Annotated in this window: 12 protein-coding genes; all 12 read left to right on the top strand. The window is 74.2% G+C overall.

Going from position 1 to position 18,566, the window contains the following annotated elements:
• Positions 1–5: 5 nt before the first annotated feature.
• The gene (locus tag ACIQ7Q_RS29890) at positions 6–1,424 is read left to right on the top strand and encodes an enoyl-CoA hydratase/isomerase family protein (RefSeq protein WP_403868806.1); all 1,419 of its coding nucleotides are present in this window, start codon (positions 6–8) and stop codon (positions 1,422–1,424) included.
• Positions 1,421–2,473 carry a pyruvate dehydrogenase (acetyl-transferring) E1 component subunit alpha gene (gene pdhA, locus ACIQ7Q_RS29885; protein WP_403868802.1) on the top strand — a complete coding sequence of 351 codons (1,053 nt, stop codon included), beginning with the start codon at positions 1,421–1,423 and terminating at the stop codon, positions 2,471–2,473. The genes ACIQ7Q_RS29890 and pdhA overlap by 4 nt, the downstream gene beginning before the upstream one ends.
• Positions 2,473–3,483: an alpha-ketoacid dehydrogenase subunit beta gene (locus ACIQ7Q_RS29880; protein WP_403868799.1), complete on the top strand. Its 1,011-nt coding sequence runs from the start codon at positions 2,473–2,475 to the stop codon at positions 3,481–3,483. The genes pdhA and ACIQ7Q_RS29880 overlap by 1 nt, the downstream gene beginning before the upstream one ends.
• On the top strand, positions 3,480–4,307 hold the full coding sequence (locus tag ACIQ7Q_RS29875) for a thioesterase II family protein (protein ID WP_403868797.1): 828 nt from the start codon (positions 3,480–3,482) through the stop codon (positions 4,305–4,307). Before ACIQ7Q_RS29880 ends, ACIQ7Q_RS29875 begins: the two co-directional genes overlap by 4 nt.
• Positions 4,304–4,522 carry an MbtH family protein gene (locus tag ACIQ7Q_RS29870; protein WP_356636333.1) on the top strand — a complete coding sequence of 73 codons (219 nt, stop codon included), beginning with the start codon at positions 4,304–4,306 and terminating at the stop codon, positions 4,520–4,522. Before ACIQ7Q_RS29875 ends, ACIQ7Q_RS29870 begins: the two co-directional genes overlap by 4 nt.
• Positions 4,519–5,832, top strand: a complete 1,314-nt coding sequence (locus ACIQ7Q_RS29865) for a PLP-dependent aminotransferase family protein (protein WP_403868794.1) — start codon at positions 4,519–4,521, stop codon at positions 5,830–5,832. Before ACIQ7Q_RS29870 ends, ACIQ7Q_RS29865 begins: the two co-directional genes overlap by 4 nt.
• A 205-nt stretch (positions 5,833–6,037) precedes the next feature.
• Positions 6,038–13,594, top strand: a complete 7,557-nt coding sequence (locus ACIQ7Q_RS29860; RefSeq protein WP_403868792.1) for an amino acid adenylation domain-containing protein — start codon at positions 6,038–6,040, stop codon at positions 13,592–13,594.
• Positions 13,595–13,612: 18 nt separating this feature from the next.
• On the top strand, positions 13,613–14,881 hold the full coding sequence (locus ACIQ7Q_RS29855) for an LLM class flavin-dependent oxidoreductase (RefSeq protein ID WP_403868789.1): 1,269 nt from the start codon (positions 13,613–13,615) through the stop codon (positions 14,879–14,881).
• A complete protein-coding gene (locus ACIQ7Q_RS29850; RefSeq protein WP_403868786.1) occupies positions 14,878–15,726 on the top strand; it encodes an LLM class flavin-dependent oxidoreductase in 849 nt (282 codons plus the stop codon). Before ACIQ7Q_RS29855 ends, ACIQ7Q_RS29850 begins: the two co-directional genes overlap by 4 nt.
• Positions 15,727–15,757: 31 nt before the next feature.
• Positions 15,758–16,966, top strand: a complete 1,209-nt coding sequence (metK, locus tag ACIQ7Q_RS29845) for a methionine adenosyltransferase (protein WP_403868783.1) — start codon at positions 15,758–15,760, stop codon at positions 16,964–16,966.
• A 30-nt stretch (positions 16,967–16,996) separates the two neighbouring features.
• Positions 16,997–17,983 (top strand): carbohydrate kinase family protein, encoded by a 987-nt coding sequence (locus ACIQ7Q_RS29840; RefSeq protein WP_403868780.1) that lies wholly within the window; start codon positions 16,997–16,999, stop codon positions 17,981–17,983.
• Positions 17,980–18,566, top strand: a 587-nt coding sequence (locus tag ACIQ7Q_RS29835) for a homocysteine S-methyltransferase family protein (protein WP_403868777.1), incomplete at its 3' end; no start/stop codon positions are given. The genes ACIQ7Q_RS29840 and ACIQ7Q_RS29835, both read left to right, overlap by 4 nt.

Genomic DNA, 18,566 nt, shown 5'->3' with positions numbered 1-18,566 from the left:
ACACCGTGCGCACACCGACCCTCGCAGCGGACGACCGGACCCTGCCGGCCCACACGCCCGACGCCCCGCCCACCGCCGCCGTGCTGCGTGCGCTGCCGGCCCACCCGCCCGTCCCCACCGGCGAGTTCGGAGCAGACCGCGCCGCCGTCACCACCTACCTGCAGTCCACCATGCGGATCGTCGCCGCCCTGCCGCCGCGCACCGAACGCACCCGCGACCAGCACAGCGACGCCGCCGCCGTCCACGACGAGGCCCGCACCGTACGGCGCCGGTTCCTCGCCGCGCACGCCGAACGCGTCTACGCCGAGCTGACCGACGGGCTCACCCTCAGCCCCCGCCTGGACGAACTGGTCTCCCTCGCCGCCCACCACTTCCCGGGCCTGGTCCCCACCCGCGCCCAACTCGCCGACGACGCACGACACATGCAGCGCAACAAGGAAGGCTGGGAGATCGCCGTCGGCGTCTTCCTCCAGGCCGTGCTGAACGCCCCCACCGCCGGCAACCACCTGCTGCGCTCCATGCTGCGCCCCACCCCGCGCGCCCTGGCCGCCCTCCTCGACTACCGGCTCACCGGCCACACCGACCTGGGCATCGCCACCGTCACCCGCCGCGACGGCATCGCCCATCTCGAACTGTGCAACGACGAGTTCCTCAACGCCGAGGACGACGCCGCCGTCGAAGCCCTCGAGACCGGCACCGACCTGGTGCTCCTCGACCCCTCCAGCCACGTCGGCGTGCTGCGCGGCGCCGCCCAGACCCACCCCGCCTACGCCGGCCGCCGCGTCTTCAGCTCCGGCATCAACCTCACCCACCTCTACCACGGCGACATCTCCCTCCTCGGTTTCCTGCTGCGCCGCGAGGCCGGCTACATCGCCAAGTTCGTCCGCGGCCTGTGCCTCGACGAGAGCATCGGCGACGGCTGGTGGCCCGACGCCGACAAGCCCTGGGTCGGCGCCGTCGACTCCTTCGCCATCGGCGGCGGGCTGCAGATCCTGCCCGTCATGGACCGGGTCGTCGCCGCCGACGACGCCTGGTTCAGCCTCCCCGCCATGGAAGAGGGCCTGGTGCCCGGCGTGTCCAACCTGCGTCTGCTGCACCCGGCCGGCTCCCGCCTCACCCGCCGCCTGATCTTCTGGGGCCACAAACTGAAGGCCGCCGACCCCGAAGCCTCCCCGATCGTCGACGAGACGGCGCCCGCCGACACCATGGACACCGCCGTCGAACGCGCCGCCCAGCACCTGGACAACCCGGCCGTCGGCGCCAACCGCCGCATGCTGAACCTCGTCGAGGAACCCGCCGACCTCTTCCGCCGCTACCTGGCCCAGTACGCCTACGAACAGGCCTGCCTGCTGCACAGCCCCGCCCTGACCGACACCCTGGAACGCACCTGGATCAACCGCAGCCGCGGCGGCGGTCCCCGATGACCGTGCTCGACACCGCGCCCCGCACCGCCGCACAGCCGGCCGGGCCCTCACTGCCCGACGGCACCGCGCTCGAGCTGTACCGGGCCATGGTCACCGGCCGCGCCTTCGACCGGCAGGCCACCGCGTTCACCCGGCAGGGCCGCCTCGCCGTCTACCCCTCCTCACGCGGCCAGGAAGCCTGCCAGACCGCGTCCGTGCTCGCCCTGCGCGCCACCGACTGGCTCTTCCCCACCTACCGCGAAAGCGTCGCCCTGCTCACCCGCGGCATCGACGCCACCGAGGTCCTCACCCTCTTCCGCGGCGACCGCCACTGCGGCTACGACCCGCGCGCCCACCGCACCGCCCCCCAGTGCACCCCGCTGGCCACCCAGTGCCTGCACGCGGCCGGACTCGCCGACGCCGCCCGCATGCGCGGCCACGACACCGTCGCCCTCGCCTACATCGGCGACGGCGCCACCAGCGAGGGCGACTTCCACGAAGCCGTCAACTACGCGGCCGTGCGCCGCGCCCCCGTCGTCTTCTTCATCCAGAACAACCAGTACGCCATCAGCGTCCCGCTCGCCAAGCAGACCGCCGCCCGCACCCTCGCCGACAAGGCCGCCGGCTACGGAACCGCCGGCGTCCGCGTCGACGGCAACGACGCCGCGGCCGTCCACGCCGCCGTCGCCGAGGCCGCCCACCGCGCCCGCACCGGCGGCGGCCCCACCCTCGTCGAAGCCCTCACCTACCGCATCGAGGCCCACACCAACGCCGACGACGACACCCGCTACCGCCCGGCCGACGAAGTCGCCGCCTGGGCCCGCAAGGACCCCGTCGCCCGCCTGGAACGCCGCCTGCTGGCCGACGGCGTCCTCGACGAGCAGGCCGTCGCGGAAACCGCGCGCGCCGCAGAGGAGCTCACCGCCCGCCTGCGCCGCACGTTCGACACCCCGCCCCGGCGCGACCCGGCCGAAATGTTCCAGCACGTCTACCACCAGCCGCCGCACCACCTCAAAGCCCAGGCGGCCCTCCTCGCCGCAGAGACGGCCGCCGCCGGACAGGACATCTGATGCCCACCGACACACCCGGCACCGTCACCATGGCCAAGGCCCTCAACACCGCCCTGCGCGACGCGCTGCGCGCCGACGAGAACACCCTCGTCTTCGGCGAGGACGTCGGCACCCTCGGCGGCGTCTTCCGCGTCACCGACGGCCTGGCCCACGAATTCGGCGAGGACCGCTGCTTCGACACCCCCCTCGCCGAATCGGCGATCATCGGCACCGCCGTCGGCATGGCCATGTACGGCTACCGGCCCGTCGTCGAGATGCAGTTCGACGCCTTCGCCTACCCCGCCTTCGAACAACTCGTCAGCCACGTCGCCAAGTTCCGCGCCCGCACCCGCGGCACCCTGCCCCTGCCGCTGACCGTCCGCATCCCCTACGGCGGCGGCATCGGGGGAGTCGAGCACCACAGCGACTCCTCCGAGATCTACTACATGGCCACCCCCGGCCTCACCGTCGTCGCCCCCGCCACCGTCGCCGACGCCTACTCGCTGCTGCGCCGCTCCATCGACTGGCCCGACCCCGTGGTCTTCCTCGAACCCAAACGCCTGTACTGGCACAAGGAACAGGCCTGCCTGCCCACCGACACCGGCCCCCTGGGCTGGGCCGCCGTACGCCGCCGGGGCACCGACGCGACCCTCGTCACCTACGGACCCGCCCTGCCCACAGCCCTCGCCGCCGCCGACGCCGCCGCCGAACAGGGACTGAGCCTGGAAGTCGTCGACCTGCGCACCCTCGCACCCTTCGACGAGGAGACCGTCAGCGCCAGCGTCAACCGCACCGGCCGGGCCGTCGTCGTCCACGAGGCCCACGGCTTCGCCGGCCCCGGCGCCGAGATCGCCGCCCGCATCACCGAACGATGCTTCTACCACCTGGAAGCACCCGTCGGCCGCGTCACCGGCTTCGACGTGCCCTACCCCGCACCCCTCCTCGAAACCCACTACCTGCCCGACGTCCAGCGCATCCTGGACGCGGTGGCCGGCCTCGAATGGCCCGCCGGCCGGGCGGCGGCGATATGAACACCCGCACCCCGGGCCCCTGGTACCGGTGCCCGACCCCCCGCCCCGCCGCCCGCCTGCGGCTGCTGTGCTTCCCGCACGGCGGCGGAACCGCCGCCTACCACCACTGGCCCGCCCTGCTGCCCGACGGCGTCGAACTCCACGCCGCCCAGTACCCCGGCCACGCCGACCGCATCACCGAACCCCTCCACAACGACCTGCACACCCTCGCCGACCAGGCCGCCGACGCCGCCCGCCCCCTCACCCACGGGCCGTACGCCCTCTACGGGCACAGCCTCGGCGCACTCGTCGCCCACGAGACCGCGCTGCGCCTCCAGGCCGCCGGACACCCGCCGCTGCGGCTCATCGTCTCCGGCATGCCCGCCCCTCACCTCGTCCGCCCCGGCGCCGTCCACCGCGCCGACGACAGCGCCCTCATCGCCGAACTGCGGCGCCTGGAGGGCTTCCCCGACGAACTCCTCGCCCACCCCGACATGGTCGACATCGTGCTGCGCACCGCCCGCGCCGACTACGCGCTCGCCGAGACCTACCGGCCACGCCCCGGCGCCCTGCTGCACACCCCGATCACCGTGCACCGCGCCACCGAGGACCCGGAACTGACCGCCGCCGAAGCGGCCGGCTGGAGATCCGCCACCACCGGCCCCGTCCGCGAACAGACCTTCCCCGGCGGCCACTTCCACCTCGCCCAGGACCCGGCCCCCGTCCTGCTCGACCTGACCGCCGACCTCGTCAGCGCCGCGTCAGCCCGCTGGCAGCAGCCCCCGACAGCCTGGGCGGGGACCACCACACCCCTGCCACCGCCGAACACCGGGAGACTAATATGAGCAACCCCTTCGAGGACGCCGAGGGCACCTATCTCGTCCTGGTCAACCACGAGGGCCAGTACTCGCTGTGGCCGTCCTTCGCCGAGGTCCCGGCCGGCTGGACCGTCGCCCTGCCGGCCACCGACCGCGACAGCGCCCTCGCCCACATCACCGAGCACTGGACCGACATGCGGCCGCAGAGCCTCATCGACGCGATGAACGGCACGGCCGCGTGAGTGCGGGCCTGCTCGAGGCGCCGGGCCTGGCCGCACCCCCGCTGACCACCGCCGACCTGCACGCCAGCCTCACCGACCCGGCCCTGACCTCGATGACCCTGCTCAACGAGATCACCGGCAACCACCCCCAGGCCGTGTCGTTCGCCGCAGGCCGCCCCTACGAGGGCCACTACGAGACCGAGGCCCTCCACCGCCACCTGCGGCGCTTCACCCGGCACCTCGAGCAGGACCGCGGCTTCGGCGAGGAGCAGATACGCCGCACCCTGTTCCAGTACGGGCCCACCAAAGGCGTCATCAACGACCTCGTCGTCCGCCAGCTGCACACCGACGAGCACATCACCGCCGACCCCGAGGCGGTCCTGGTCACCACCGGCTGCCAGGAAGCCATGGTCCTGCTGCTGCGCGCCCTGCGCCGCGACGACCGCGACACCGTCCTGGCCGCGGCCCCCACCTACGTCGGCTTCACCGGAGCCGCCCGCCTCACCGAGATGACGGTCCGCCAGGTACCCGAAGGGCCCGGCGGACTCGACGCGGACGACCTCGCCCGCGCGGTGCGCGCCGCCCGCGCCGAAGGGCTGCGGCCCCGCGCCTGCTACGTCGTCCCCGACTTCTCCAACCCCGGCGGCGCCCGCATGTCCGAACCCGACCGCCGGCGGCTGCTGCGCGCCGCGGACGAGCTGGACATCCTCCTGATCGAGGACAACCCGTACTCGATGTTCCACGACGGCGGCGGCCGGCTGCCCACCCTCAAGTCCATGGACCGCTCCGGCCGCGTCGTCCACATCGGCTCGTTCGCCAAGACCGCCTTCCCCGGCGCCCGCATCGGCTACGTCGTCGCCGACCAGCCCGTCGCCGAGGGCGGCCTGCTCGCCGACCAGCTCGCCAAGCTCAAAAGCATGCTCACCCTCAACACCTCGGCCCTCGCCCAGGCCGTCATCGGCGGGCTGCTCCTCGAGAACGGCTGCAGCATGGAACGTGCCTGCGCCCGCGAGGCCGCCGTCTACCGCGCCAACCTGCGGGCCCTCCTCGACGGGCTCGCCACCCGCTTCCCGCCCGGCAGCGGCGTCACCTGGAACACGCCCGCCGGCGGCCTGTTCGCCGTCCTCACCGTCCCCTTCACCGCTGACGAGGAGGCACTGGAGGACTCCGCCCGCCGCTTCGGCGTCCTGTGGACCCCGATGTACCACTTCTACGCCGGCACCGGAGGCCTCGACCAACTCCGCCTGTCCTACAGCGTGCTGACCCCCGCCGACATCACCACCGGCCTGGACCGCCTCGCTGCCTTCGTGACGTCCCGCACGGCCCGCTGACCGCAGGGCCAAAGGGGGGCCGGGTGCGCGCGGCCCCGGGACCGTACCCGGCGCACCCGACGACCGGCCGTCGACCAGGACACCCCGTCAGCCCGACGTCAGCGGCACGTCGGCGCACCCCGCCACGCTCGTGCCCGGACGGTGCAGACCGCCGGGCCGAGGTCAGCCCGCGGCAAAGCCCTCGGATCCGATCAGGAGACACCCGATGACCAAGCTCCAGACCCCAGGCGCGCATCACCTCGCGACCGCCGGCCCAGGGGCGGACGAGGCACGCCGCATACCGCTCACCGAAGAGCAGCTGGGGCTGCTGCTGCAGCACCGCGCCGACCCGGCCGCCTCCCCGTACAACGTGCCGCTCGCCCTCGACCTGCGCGGCCCGCTGGACGCCGCCGCCCTCGAGGCCGCTCTCGGCCGGCTCGTCGCCCGCCACCCGCTGCTGTCCGCGCGGGTCGCCGACGACGACCACGGCGACGGGCCGCCCTTCCTCCATGTCGACCCGGCCCGCACTCCCCGCCTGGAGCGGCGCACCGCGGGCGCCGCCGGCGGCGACTGGCCCGCCAGGTCCCTGCTCGCCGACGCCCGGCAGGAACTCGACCTGGAACGCGACGGGGTACTGCGCGCCGTCCTCATCGGCCACGGCCCGGAGCACCACACGCTGCTGCTCGTCGTCCACCACCTCGTCGTCGACGGCGAGTCCACCGGCCTGCTCCTCGCCGACCTCCTCACCGCCTACGAGCACGGCGACATCCCCGGCCCGGCCCCGGCCGCCTTCGGCACCTACGTCGGCGAACGCGCCCGCGAGGCGGACAAGGACACCGCCGCCGCCGAGGCGTACTGGCGCGAGCGCCTCGAGGGCGCCGACCTGACCGTCGACTTCCCCCTCGACACCCCCGGCGGCGGCCAGGGACCGGCCGACGACAGCGCCCCCCAGGAGGCGGTCGTCCCCCTCGAGCTGGACCGTGAACTGTGGACGCAGATCACCGAGTTCTCCCGCGCCCACCGCGCCGGCGCCGCCGCCGTGCTGCTCGCCGCCTACCTCAAGGCCCTGGCCACCTACGGCCGGCAGGCCGCGCCCACCGTCGGCGTGCCGCTGGGCGCCCGCACCGACCCCCGCTTCGACCGCACCGTCGGACACTTCGTGCGCACCCTGCTGGTCCGCGCCCCCGGCCAGGACGGCCTGAGCGCCGCCGCGTTCGTCACCGGCGTGCAAAGGGAACTCGCCCGCGCCGTCGACCACTCACGGCTGCCGTTCCCCAAGATCGCCAAACTCGCCCCCCACGCCGGCTCCGGCGCCCCGTTCAACTGCACGTTCGTCCTGCACAGCTGGGCCGACGCCACCGCCGCCGCCACCGACGGCGTCGACCTGCGCGGCGGGCTGCGCGCCCACTGGCGCCAGGACGTGCCCACACCGGGCCTCGGACTGCTCACCCTGGAGCTGTACGAGGGCGAGGGCCGGCTGCGCGGACGCCTCAAGTACGACGCCTCCCGCATCGAGGCCGCCACCGCGGAGGCGTTCACCGAACACGTCACCACCCTCGCCGGGCAGCTGGTCCGCCAACCGGACGCCCCCGTCGCCGCGCTCGACGGGATCGGGCCGCGCGCCCGCGCCACCCTCGACTACCTCAACGCCACCGACCACCCCATCCCCGACACCGACATCGACAGCCTGCTGCGCGCCCGCGTCGCGGAACGGCCGGACGCCGTCGCCGTCGAGTTCGGCGACTCCCGCTGGACCTACCGCGACCTCGACACCCGCGTCGACGCCTACGCCGCCGGTCTGGCGGCCCGCGGCGTGCGCCCCGGCGACCGGGTCGGCATCATCCTGCCGCGCACCGACGAGGCCGTCGCGGTGATGCTCGCGGCACTGCGCACCGGCGCCGCGTACGTCCCGCTGGACGCCGCGCACCCCGAGGCGCGCCGCCGCCACATCGCCGCCGGCAGCGGCATGCGGCTGGCCGTCGTGGACGCCTCGACCGCCGCGGCCTGCCCGAAGGACCCCGGCCCCGACACCGTCCTGCTCTGCGACCTCGCCGCCGCCAACGCGACGCCCCCGGCCGGCGGGCCGACCGCGGACAGCGCCCTGCACATCCTCTACACCTCCGGCTCCACCGGCATGCCCAAGGGCGTGCAGCTCAGCCACCGCGCCCTGGTCACCGACGTTCTCGCCGCGATACGGCACTTCGGTATCGGACCCGACGACACGATGCTCCTCAAGGCGCCGTTCACCTTCGACGTCAGCGCCCACGAAATGCTCGTCGCGCTCGTCGCCGGCGCCCGCCTCGTCGTCGCACCGCCCGACGCCGAACGCGACCCCGACCTGCTCGCCGACACCCTCCAACGCCACGGCGTCACCCTGCTGCACGCCGTCCCCTCCCAGCTGCGGCTGCTGCTGGAGGCCGACAGCTTCCCCGCCAACCGCACCCTGCGCACCGTCGTGTCGACGGGGGAGTCCCTCCCCAACGAGCTGCGCACCGCCTTCGAGGCCGCCCACCCCGCACGGCTGCACAACGCCTACGGCCCCACCGAGACCTCGTACTCCACCGTGTACTCCTGGGCGCGCGGCGACGACGCCTTCTGGACCCGACGGGCCGAGGTCCCCATCGGAGTGCCGTTCGACAACATCCGCTGCCACGTCCTGGACGAACACCAGCGACCCCTGCCGCCGGGCGCGCCGGGCGAACTGTGGATCGGCGGCGGCACCGTCTCCGACGGCTACGTCGGCGACGCGGAACGCACCGCCGACCGCTACCGCACGCTCGACCTCGGCGGCCGGGCCGACACGCTCTACCGCACCGGCGACCTGGTCCGGCTGCTCCCGGGCGGCGCGCTGACCCACCTGGGCCGACTCGACGACCAGGTGAAGATCAACGGCAACCGCGTCGAACTCGGCGAGGTCCGGGCCGCGTTGATCTCCCTCGACGGCGTCGAGGACGCCACCGTCCAGGCCGCCCGCCACGCCCACGGCAGCCTCCAGATCGTGGCCCATGTGGTGGCCCCGGCGACCGACCCGACGACGATCCGCACCGCACTGAAGCCTCTGCTCCCGTCCCACATGATCCCCGCCCACCTGCACCGCGTCCCGCGCATCCCCCTCCTCCCCAACGGCAAGACCGACCGCCAGGCCCTCGCCCGCCTGACGGCCGACGCGGCCGCCGACGTCTTTGGCCCCGCCCCGGCGGCCGCGTCCGGGCCCGACGGCCCGGCGGCAGCCACCGGCTCGCAGAGCGCCGTACCCGGCGCCGCGGCGCCCGCGACGGCGGGGGAGCCGTCGACGCCCGCCTCACCGAACGGCGTTGCCGCCCATCCCGCAACGACCGCGCCCGCCCCCGGCGGCGTTGCCGCTCGGGCAGCGGACGGCGACCGCCCGGTCCCGCCCGCCTCCCCGGTGGCAGCCGGCCCGGCTGCTGACCACCCAGCCGCAGGCGCGCCCGCACTCACCGGCCAGGCCACTGGCCACCGCGCCGCGGACAGCGGCGCGGGCACGCACACGCCCGCCGCGCCCGCCCCCACCCCCCGCGTGCTGGAGCTCGTGCGGAGCGTGTGGGCCGAGTTGCTCGGGGACACCGGGGACCAGGCGCAGTTCTTCGAGGCCGGCGGCGACTCCATCCTCGCCATGCAGCTCGTCTCCCGGCTGCGCCGTGCCGGGTTCACACTCGCCATGCGCGACATCTACCGCAACCCCGTCCTGGCCGACCTCGCCGCCCACCTCGACGACGGCGCCCCGCCACAACCGGCGCAGCCCGGCGGGGGCAGCGACGGCGAACCGCGGGCCGCCGCGCCCGCGGGGGCGGTGTCGCCGCTCGCACCCGTGCAGTCCTGGTTCTTCCGGCACATCAAGACCGACCCGCACCAGTGGAACCAGTCCGTGCTGCTGGAGCTCAACCACCGCGTCGACGCCACTGTCCTGCGGTTGGCCCTGCAGGCCGTCGTCGCCGCCCACCCCGCCCTGTCCGCCAGGTTCGACGACGACTCCGAGGGCCGGCTCATGGTCCGGGCCGCGCCGTTCGCCGCGTACCCGGCGCGTGATGTCCTGTGGGAGCGGGACATCACCAGCGAGCCGGAGCTCGACCGGGCGATGGAGGACGTCGAGCGCAGCCTCGACCCGCTGCGCGGCGTGCACGTACGCGCCCTGCTCGCCCACGACCGGCGGTCGGCGACCGCCCCCACCCACCTGCTGATCGCCATCCACCATCTCGTCGTCGACGGCGTGTCGTGGCGGATCCTGCTGGAGGACCTCGAGCACGCCCTCGCCTCGCTCGCCGACGGCGCCCTGCCCGTGCTGCCCGACGAGGCGTGCCGCTACGAGGACTGGATCGCCTCGCTGCCCGCCGTCGCCGCCCGGCCCGGCGAGGCCGACTACTGGCGCACCCTCGCCGCCGCCCGCGCCGAGGCGCAGACCCTGCTGCTGACCACGCCCGCGCCGGACGAGGAGCACATCCGCCGGGTCGAGTTCGCCCTCGACGAGGAGGCGACCGCCCGTCTCATCGGCCCCCTGCCGCGCCAACTGGGCATGGAGGTCCACCAGGTGATGACCGGCGCGTTCGCGCAGGCCCTCGCCCGCTGGCGCGGCACACGGGCCGTGACGTTCGATGTGGAGACCCACGGCCGGCACGGCCGCGACGAACTGTTCCGTACCGTCGGCTGGTTCACCTCCATCCACCCCGTCGTCCTGGGCGCCGACCGCTCCGTGCACCCCGAGCAGTACCTGGCGCAGATCGGCGCGGCGCTGACCGCCGTGCCGGACGGCGGCGTCGGCTTCGGGGCGTGCCGCGAGTTCTCCCCGGACGCCGGGCTGCGGACGTTGCTGCGCGACCTGCCGCCCGCCCTGGTGTGCTTCAACTACTACGGCCAGGCCGACCAGTTGAGCCCGAACGGCGGTTTCCGCATGTCGGGCCGCCCCATCCCGCGCGAGCACTCCGCCCGCTGCGAGCGGGTGTACGGCATCGAGGTGTACGGCATCGTGCACGGCGGCCGGCTGCGCATGGGCCTGACCTGGGTGCCGAGCCCGGCCGACGGTGTGGACGAGGCCGGCGTCGACGCGCTCGTGGACCAGATGAGCTGGGTGCTGGCCACGCTCGCGGGCACCGACCCGCGAACGGTGACCGCGGCCGAGATCACCGCTCCCGGTGCCGCCGCACCCGCCCGCGCCCCGCGCGCCCTGACCGCCGCCCCGGCCGTCCTCACCGGCCCGCGCACCGCCGAAGGCGACGACAACGACGACGGCCCCGAGACCGTGCCGGTCACCCCCCAGCAGCACGGCCTGCTCCTCGACGCGCTCGCCCACCGCGGCACCGGCCGCTACGTGGAGCAGCTGTTCTGGCGCTGGCACGGCCCCCTGGACACCAGCCGTTTCACCGCCGCCTGGCAGGCCGTGTTCGACCGCGAGACCGTGCTGCGCGCCGCGTTCGACTGGCAGGACGAGCCCCGCCTGGTCCTGCACGACCACGTCACCCCCGAGGTCACCCGGCACACCGCGGGCTCCGCCGCGTCCGCCGACTTCGACGCTCTGATGGAGAGCGACCGGCTGCGCGGCTTCGACCTGCGCACCCCCGGCCTGCTGCGGGTCACCCTCGTCGACGACCCGGCGCCCGACAGCGGCGGCGAGCCCTCGGCGGTGCGGATCCTGCTCACCTTCCACCATGTGCTGCTGGACGGCTGGAGCGTGTCCATCCTGCTCCAGGAGTTCTACCGGGCCTACCTCGCCGGCGGTGTCCTGCCCGGCGGCGAGCGGCGCCCCGACGTGCGCGACTACTCGCGCTGGCTGGCCGACCAGGACACCGCCCCCGCACGGGAGTTCTGGTCCGACGCCGTCCCTGCCGCGGCCCCCGTCGTCCAGCCCGCGATCCCGGGCCCGGCGACCGGCCAGAGCGGTGCGGGCCGGGCCGAGTGCCGGCTCAGCGCCGCGGAGGCGGACCGGCTGCGCGCCTGGGCCGCGGCCCGCGCCGCGACCGAGTCCAGTGCTCTGCAGGCCGTGTGGGCGCTGCTGCTGTACCGGGCGAGCGGCACCAGCGGCCCCGCGCCGGTGGGCTTCGGCGTGACCGTCTCCGGCCGCGGCATCGCCCTCGACGCGGTCGAACGCCTGCCGGGGCTGCTGATGAACTCGCTGCCCATGACCATCCAGGTCGACCCCGCCCACAGCCTGCCCCGGCTGCTGACCGAACTGCGCGACCAAGCGCTGGACATGGCCGCCTACGAATGGGTGTCGACGGGCCAGATCCACGAGTGGAGCGGCCGCAAGGCGGGCGAGAAACTCGTCGAGAGCCTCATCGTCTTCGAGAACTACCCCCGCTCCTCCGGCGACCTGGAGTCCGCGCTCGCCGCCCAGGGCATCCGCGTCGAACTGCCCGACGCGGCCGGCTCGCAGACCGCGTTCCCGGTCACCCTGCTCGCCTACCGCGACGTCGACGGCTCGCTCGTCCTCGCCGCGGTCCACGACCGCGGCCGGATCGCCGACGCCGACGCCGACAAGCTGGTCACCCAGTGCGCCCGGCTGCTGCGCGAACTGCCCGGCACCGCCGACGAGACCACCACCGTCGCCGACGTCCTGGCCACCGTCACCGACGCCGACCTGCCGCGCATGGCCGAGCGCTCCGAGCAGCCGGCCGACGCCGGCGAGGACGCCCACTGGCCGCAGGGGCCGGAGGCAGACCTGGTCAAGGCAGCCTGGGAGGCCGTCTTCGGCACCACCGACGTCGACCCAGGCGAGCACTTCTTCGAAGCCGGCGGCCACTCCCTGCTGGCCATGCGGCTGCTGCGCGAGATCAGCCTGCGCACCGGCCGCACCCTGCGCCTGGACGAGCTGCTCGCCCACCCCCGCGCCGGCCAGCTCGCCCGGCTCCTCGCCGAGGACCCGGACGGGAGCGAGACGGCCGAGGGCGCCGCCTCGGTGCTCGTGCCGCTGCGCCCCGCCCGGCGGGCCGGCGCGGGCACGATCCACCTCGTCCACCCGCCCGGCGGCCAGGTCGCCTGCTACGCGCAGCTCGCGGCCGGATACCCGGGCCCCGAGGCGCTGGTCGGCATCCGCGACCCGCGCGTGGACGACCCGCACCCCGAGTACCGCTCCACGGAGCAGCTGGCCGAGCACTACCTGATGGCACTGCGGCCCGCGCTGGACGCGGGCGAACGGATCGTGCTCGGCGGCTTCTCGGGCGGCGGCGTCATCGCCTACGAGATCGCCCAGCGCATCACCGCGGAAGGGGGTACGCCGCCGCTCGTGCTGATGGTCGACGCGGGCGCACCGGACGGTGAGCTGACCGACGCGGAGGCGGACGGGTCGTTCGCGCACCAGCTGCGGTCGGTCGCCGAAGGCCGCACCGCGCCGCAGCCCGCCCCCGCCGACGACACCCCCGCGGACACCCCCGCGGACGCCCCCGCCGCCGCCGCTCCCGCTTCCGGCCCGGCCGACGAACCCGACGGCTCCGCCGCCTACTTGGCGGAGATCGCCCAGATCGCCGAGTGGATGCGCGGCGACGGCGGCGGCGACCCGGTCGCGCTCATGCGCGACAGCGTCGAGGCCGTCCAGCGCTACCGGCCCCGCCCCTACCCCGGGCCCGTCGTCGTGCTGCGCGCGGGGGACACCGGATTCGGCAAGGGCACCGACTACGACGAGAGCGACCGGTTCCACGGCCGCCCCGGCCTCGGCTGGGAGGACCACGTCGAAGACCTCGCCATCCGGGTCGTGCCCGGCAACCACGTGACCATGCTGACCGGCGACAACGTGCGCAGCCTCGCCCGGATCCTGGCGTCCGCCGTCAAGAACTGAACCGAGGAGACAACCACCGTGACCACACCCCGCCGGCGCATCACCCTCGCCGGCATCATCGACGGCCCCGGCGGCCATGTGGCCGCCTGGCGCCACCCGGCGACCAAGGCGGACGCCCAGCTCGACTTCGACTTCCACAAGAACAACGCCCGCACCCTCGAACGCGGCCTGTTCGACGCCGTGTTCATCGCGGACATCGTCGCCGTGTGGGGCACCCGCCTCGACTCCCTGTGCCGCACCTCGCGCACCGAGCACTTCGAACCGCTCACACTGCTCGCCGCCTACGCGGCCGTCACCGAGCACATCGGACTGTGCGCCACCGCCACCACCACCTACAACGAACCGACCCACATCGCCCGCCGGTTCGCTTCGCTCGACCACCTCAGCGGCGGCCGCGCCGGCTGGAACGTGGTCACCTCCGCCGCGCCGTGGGAGTCCGCCAACTTCGGCTTCCCCGAGCATCTGGAGCACGGCAAGCGCTACGAGCGGGCCGAGGAGTTCATCGACGTCGTCAAGCAGCTGTGGGACAGCGAAGGCCGCCGCATCGACCACCGCGGCAGCCACTTCGAGGTGCCCGGCCCGCTCGACATCGCCCGCCCCCCGCAGGGCCGCCCCGTCATCATCCAGGCCGGATCCTCGCCCGTGGGACGGGAATTCGCCGCCCGCCACGCCGAGGTGATCTTCACCCGGCACAACCGGCTCTCCGACGCACAGGACTTCTACACCGACCTCAAGCAACGCGTCGCCGCACACGGCCGCGACCCCGGACACGTCCTCGTGTGGCCCACTCTCGCGCCGATCGTCGCCGCCACGGAGGCCGAGGCCGAGCAGCGCCTGCAGGAACTGCAGGACCTCACCCACGACCACGTCGCCCTGCGCACCCTGCAGGACCACCTCGGTGACGTCGACCTGAGCGAGTACCCGATCGACGGGCCCGTGCCCGACATCCCGTACACCAACCAGTCCCAGTCGACGACCGAGCGGCTGATCGGCCTGGCCCGGCGCGAGAACCTCAGCATCCGCGAGCTCGCCCTGCGGCTGATGGGCGACATCGTCGTCGGCACACCCGAGCAGCTCGCCGACCACATGGAGAGCTGGTTCACTGGCCGGGGCGCCGACGGCTTCAACATCGACTTCCCGTATCTGCCGGGCTCCGCCGACGACTTCGTCGACCACGTGGTGCCCGAGCTGCAGCGCCGCGGCCTGTACCGCACCTCCTACGAGGGCACCACCCTGCGGGCCAACCTCGGCATCGACGTACCTCAGAAGGCAGGTGCAGCGGCATGACCGCCCCCATCCTCGTCGGCGAGATCGCCACCCGCGGACCCGCCGCCGACTCGCTCGGCACACTCGTCGGTGCCGTACGCGCCGCCGAGGCCGCCGGCCTCGACGCGGTCGTCCTCGACGACGGCGCCGCCCCGGGCGGCAGCGCGCAGGGCCGGTTCGAGACGACGACGCTGGCCGCCGCGCTGGCCGCCGCCACCGAGACGATCGGCCTGATCGTCTCCCCGCTCCCCGCCGACCAGGCCCCCTATCACGTGGCCCGGATCACCGCGTCGCTCGACCACCTCGGCCACGGCCGCACCGGCTGGCTGGCCGGCCCGGCCGACGCCGACGGCCGCACCGGCGAACTCATCGAGGCCGTCCGCGGCCTGTGGGACAGCTTCGACGACGACGCCTTCGTGCACGACCGCACCGACGGCCTGTACTGGCGGCTGCCGGCCATCCACCGCCTCGACCACCAGGGCCGGCACTTCGACGTCGCGGGCCCCCTCAACGTCGCCCGCCCACCTCAGGGCCACCCCGTCGTCACCGTCACCGACCCCGCCCTCGCCGGCGCGGCGGACCTCGTCCTGCTCGAGGACACCGACGCCGCGCGCGGGACCAAACAGCGCGCACCGCACACCAAGGTCCTGCTGCCGCTGCCCGCGGCGCACGGCGCCGACGAGGCCGCCGCGCTGCTCGCCGACAGCGCCGCGGACGGCTTCACCGTACGGCTGAAGGGCGCCGACGACCCCGTCCTCGCCACCCTCGCCCCCCTCCTGCGCGCAGGCCGCCCCCGGCACACCACCCTGCGCGAACGCCTCGGCCTGCCGCGCCCCGCGAGCCGCCACGCGCTCACCACCGTCTGACGCCCGCCCGCCCGCTGCTTCTTGGAGAGTCATGTCCCGTCGTCTGTTCACCTCGGAGTCCGTGACCGAGGGCCACCCCGACAAGATCGCCGACCAGATCAGCGACACCATCCTCGACGCCCTGCTGCGCGAGGACCCCACCTCGCGTGTCGCGGTGGAGACGCTGATCACCACCGGCCAGGTGCACATCGCCGGCGAGGTCACCACGAAGGCGTACGCACCCATCGCCCAGCTCGTGCGCGACACGATCCTGGGCATCGGCTACGACTCGTCGGCCAAGGGCTTCGACGGCGAGTCGTGCGGCGTGTCGGTGTCGATCGGCGCCCAGTCCCCGGACATCGCGCAGGGCGTCGACACCGCCTACGAGACGCGCGTCGAGGGCGAGGACGACGAGCTCGACAAGCAGGGCGCCGGAGACCAGGGCCTGATGTTCGGCTACGCCACCAACGAGACACCGTCCCTGATGCCGCTGCCCATCGAGCTGGCCCACCGGCTCTCGCACCGGCTGACCGAGGTCCGCAAGGACGGCACCGTCCCCTACCTGCGCCCCGACGGCAAGACCCAGGTCACCATCGAGTACCAGGGCAGCCGCCCGGTCCGTCTCGACACCGTCGTCGTCTCCTCCCAGCACGCCGCCGACATCGACCTCGGCTCGCTGCTGATCCCCGACATCCGCGAGCACGTCGTCGAACATGTCCTGGCCGCACTCGCCGAGGACGGCATCAAGCTCGACACCGAGGGCTACCGCCTGCTGGTGAACCCGACCGGCCGTTTCGAGATCGGCGGCCCGATGGGCGACGCCGGCCTCACCGGCCGCAAGATCATCATCGACACGTACGGCGGCATGGCCCGCCACGGTGGCGGCGCGTTCTCCGGCAAGGACCCGTCCAAGGTCGACCGCTCCGCCGCGTACGCGATGCGCTGGGTCGCCAAGAACGTCGTCGCCGCCGGCCTCGCCGAGCGCTGCGAGGTCCAGGTCGCCTACGCGATCGGCAAGGCCGAGCCGGTCGGCCTGTTCGTCGAGACGTTCGGCACCGGCACCGTCGCCCAGGACCGCATCGAGAAGGCCATCACCGAGGTCTTCGACCTGCGCCCGGCCGCCATCGTCCGCGACCTCGACCTGCTGCGGCCCATCTACGCCGCCACCGCCGCCTACGGCCACTTCGGCCGCGAACTGCCCGACTTCACCTGGGAGCGGACCGACCGCGCCCACCGGCTCAAGGCCGCGGCCGGTCTCTGAGGACCGCCGGACCTGTGAGGAGATCCTGACGTGCGCATCGCTGTCACCGGTTCCATCGCCACCGACCATCTGATGGTCTTCCCCGGCCGGTTCGCGGATCAGCTGATCCCCGACCAGCTCGCTCATGTCTCGCTCTCCTTCCTGGTCGACGCACTCGAGGTGCGCCGGGGCGGAGTGGCGGCCAACGTCGCCTTCGGCCTCGGCAGCCTCGGCCTCACCCCCCTGCTGGTCGGCGCCGTCGGCGGCGACTTCGCCGAATACGAGGTGTGGCTCAAGGAACACGGCGTCGACACCGGCCCGGTCCTGGTCTCCACCGAGCACCAGACCGCCCGGTTCATGTGCATCACCGACCAGGACGCCAACCAGATCGCCTCGTTCTACGCGGGCGCGATGCAAGAAGCCCGCGACATCGACCTGTGGCACCTGACCACCGGCAGCGCGGCCCGCCCCGACCTCGTCCTCGTCTGCCCCAACGACCCCGCCGCGATGCTGCGCCACACCGGCGAGTGCCGCGAACTGGGCCTGCCCTTCGCCGCCGACCCCTCCCAGCAACTCGCCCGCCTGGAGGGCTCCGAGGTACGTGACCTCGTCGACGGCGCCCGCTGGCTGTTCACCAACGAGTACGAGGCAGCCCTGCTGCTGGAACGCACCGGCTGGGAACAGGCCGACGTCCTCGCCAAGGTCGGCGCCTGGATCACCACCCTCGGCGGCGCCGGCGTGCGCATCGACCGCGCCGGCCACGAGGCGCTGACCGTCCCGGCCGTCCCCGACGCCCCCGCCGTCGACCCGACCGGCGTCGGCGACGCCTTCCGGGCCGGCTTCCTGGCCGCCGTCGCCCGCGGACTGGACCTCACCTGCGCCGCACGCCTCGGCTGCGTCGTCGCGGCCCAGGCCCTCGGCGCGGTCGGCTCCCAGTCCTACCGGACCGATCCCCAGCAACTGCTGGCCGCCGCCGAACGCGCCTACGGCCCGGCCGCGGTCGACCGGCTCGCCCCCGGACTGGGGGAGCGGCCTTGACCACCACCCGTATCGACGCACTGCGCCAGGCGCTCGCCACCCGGGTGGTGGTGGCCGACGGGGCGATGGGCACCATGCTGCAGGCCCAGGACCCCACCCTCGAGGACTTCCAGGACCTCGAGGGCTGCAACGAGGTCCTCAACGTCACCCGGCCCGACATCGTCCGCTCCGTCCACGAGGCGTACTACGCGGTCGGCGTCGACTGCGTGGAGACGAACACGTTCGGCGCCAACCACGCCGCGCTGGGGGAGTACGACATCCCCGAGCGGGTGTACGAGTTGTCCGAGGCGGGCGCCCGTATCGCCCGCGAGGTCGCAGACGAGTTCACCGCCTCGACCGGCCGCCAGCGGTGGGTGCTGGGCTCCATGGGGCCCGGCACCAAACTGCCCACCCTGGGCCACGCCCCCTACACCGTGCTGCGCGACGCCTACCAGCAGAACGCCGAGGGCATGATCGCCGGCGGCGCGGACGCACTGCTGGTGGAGACGACGCAGGACCTGCTGCAGACCAAGGCCGCGATCCTCGGCGCCCGCCGCGCCATGGAGGCGACGGGAACAGATCTCCCGCTGCTGTGCTCACTGGC

The organism is Streptomyces sp. NPDC096176, from assembly GCF_044763255.1.
In the GTDB taxonomy this organism is placed as follows: domain Bacteria; phylum Actinomycetota; class Actinomycetes; order Streptomycetales; family Streptomycetaceae; genus Streptomyces.
This window is presented reverse-complemented; position numbering and strand designations above follow the sequence as displayed.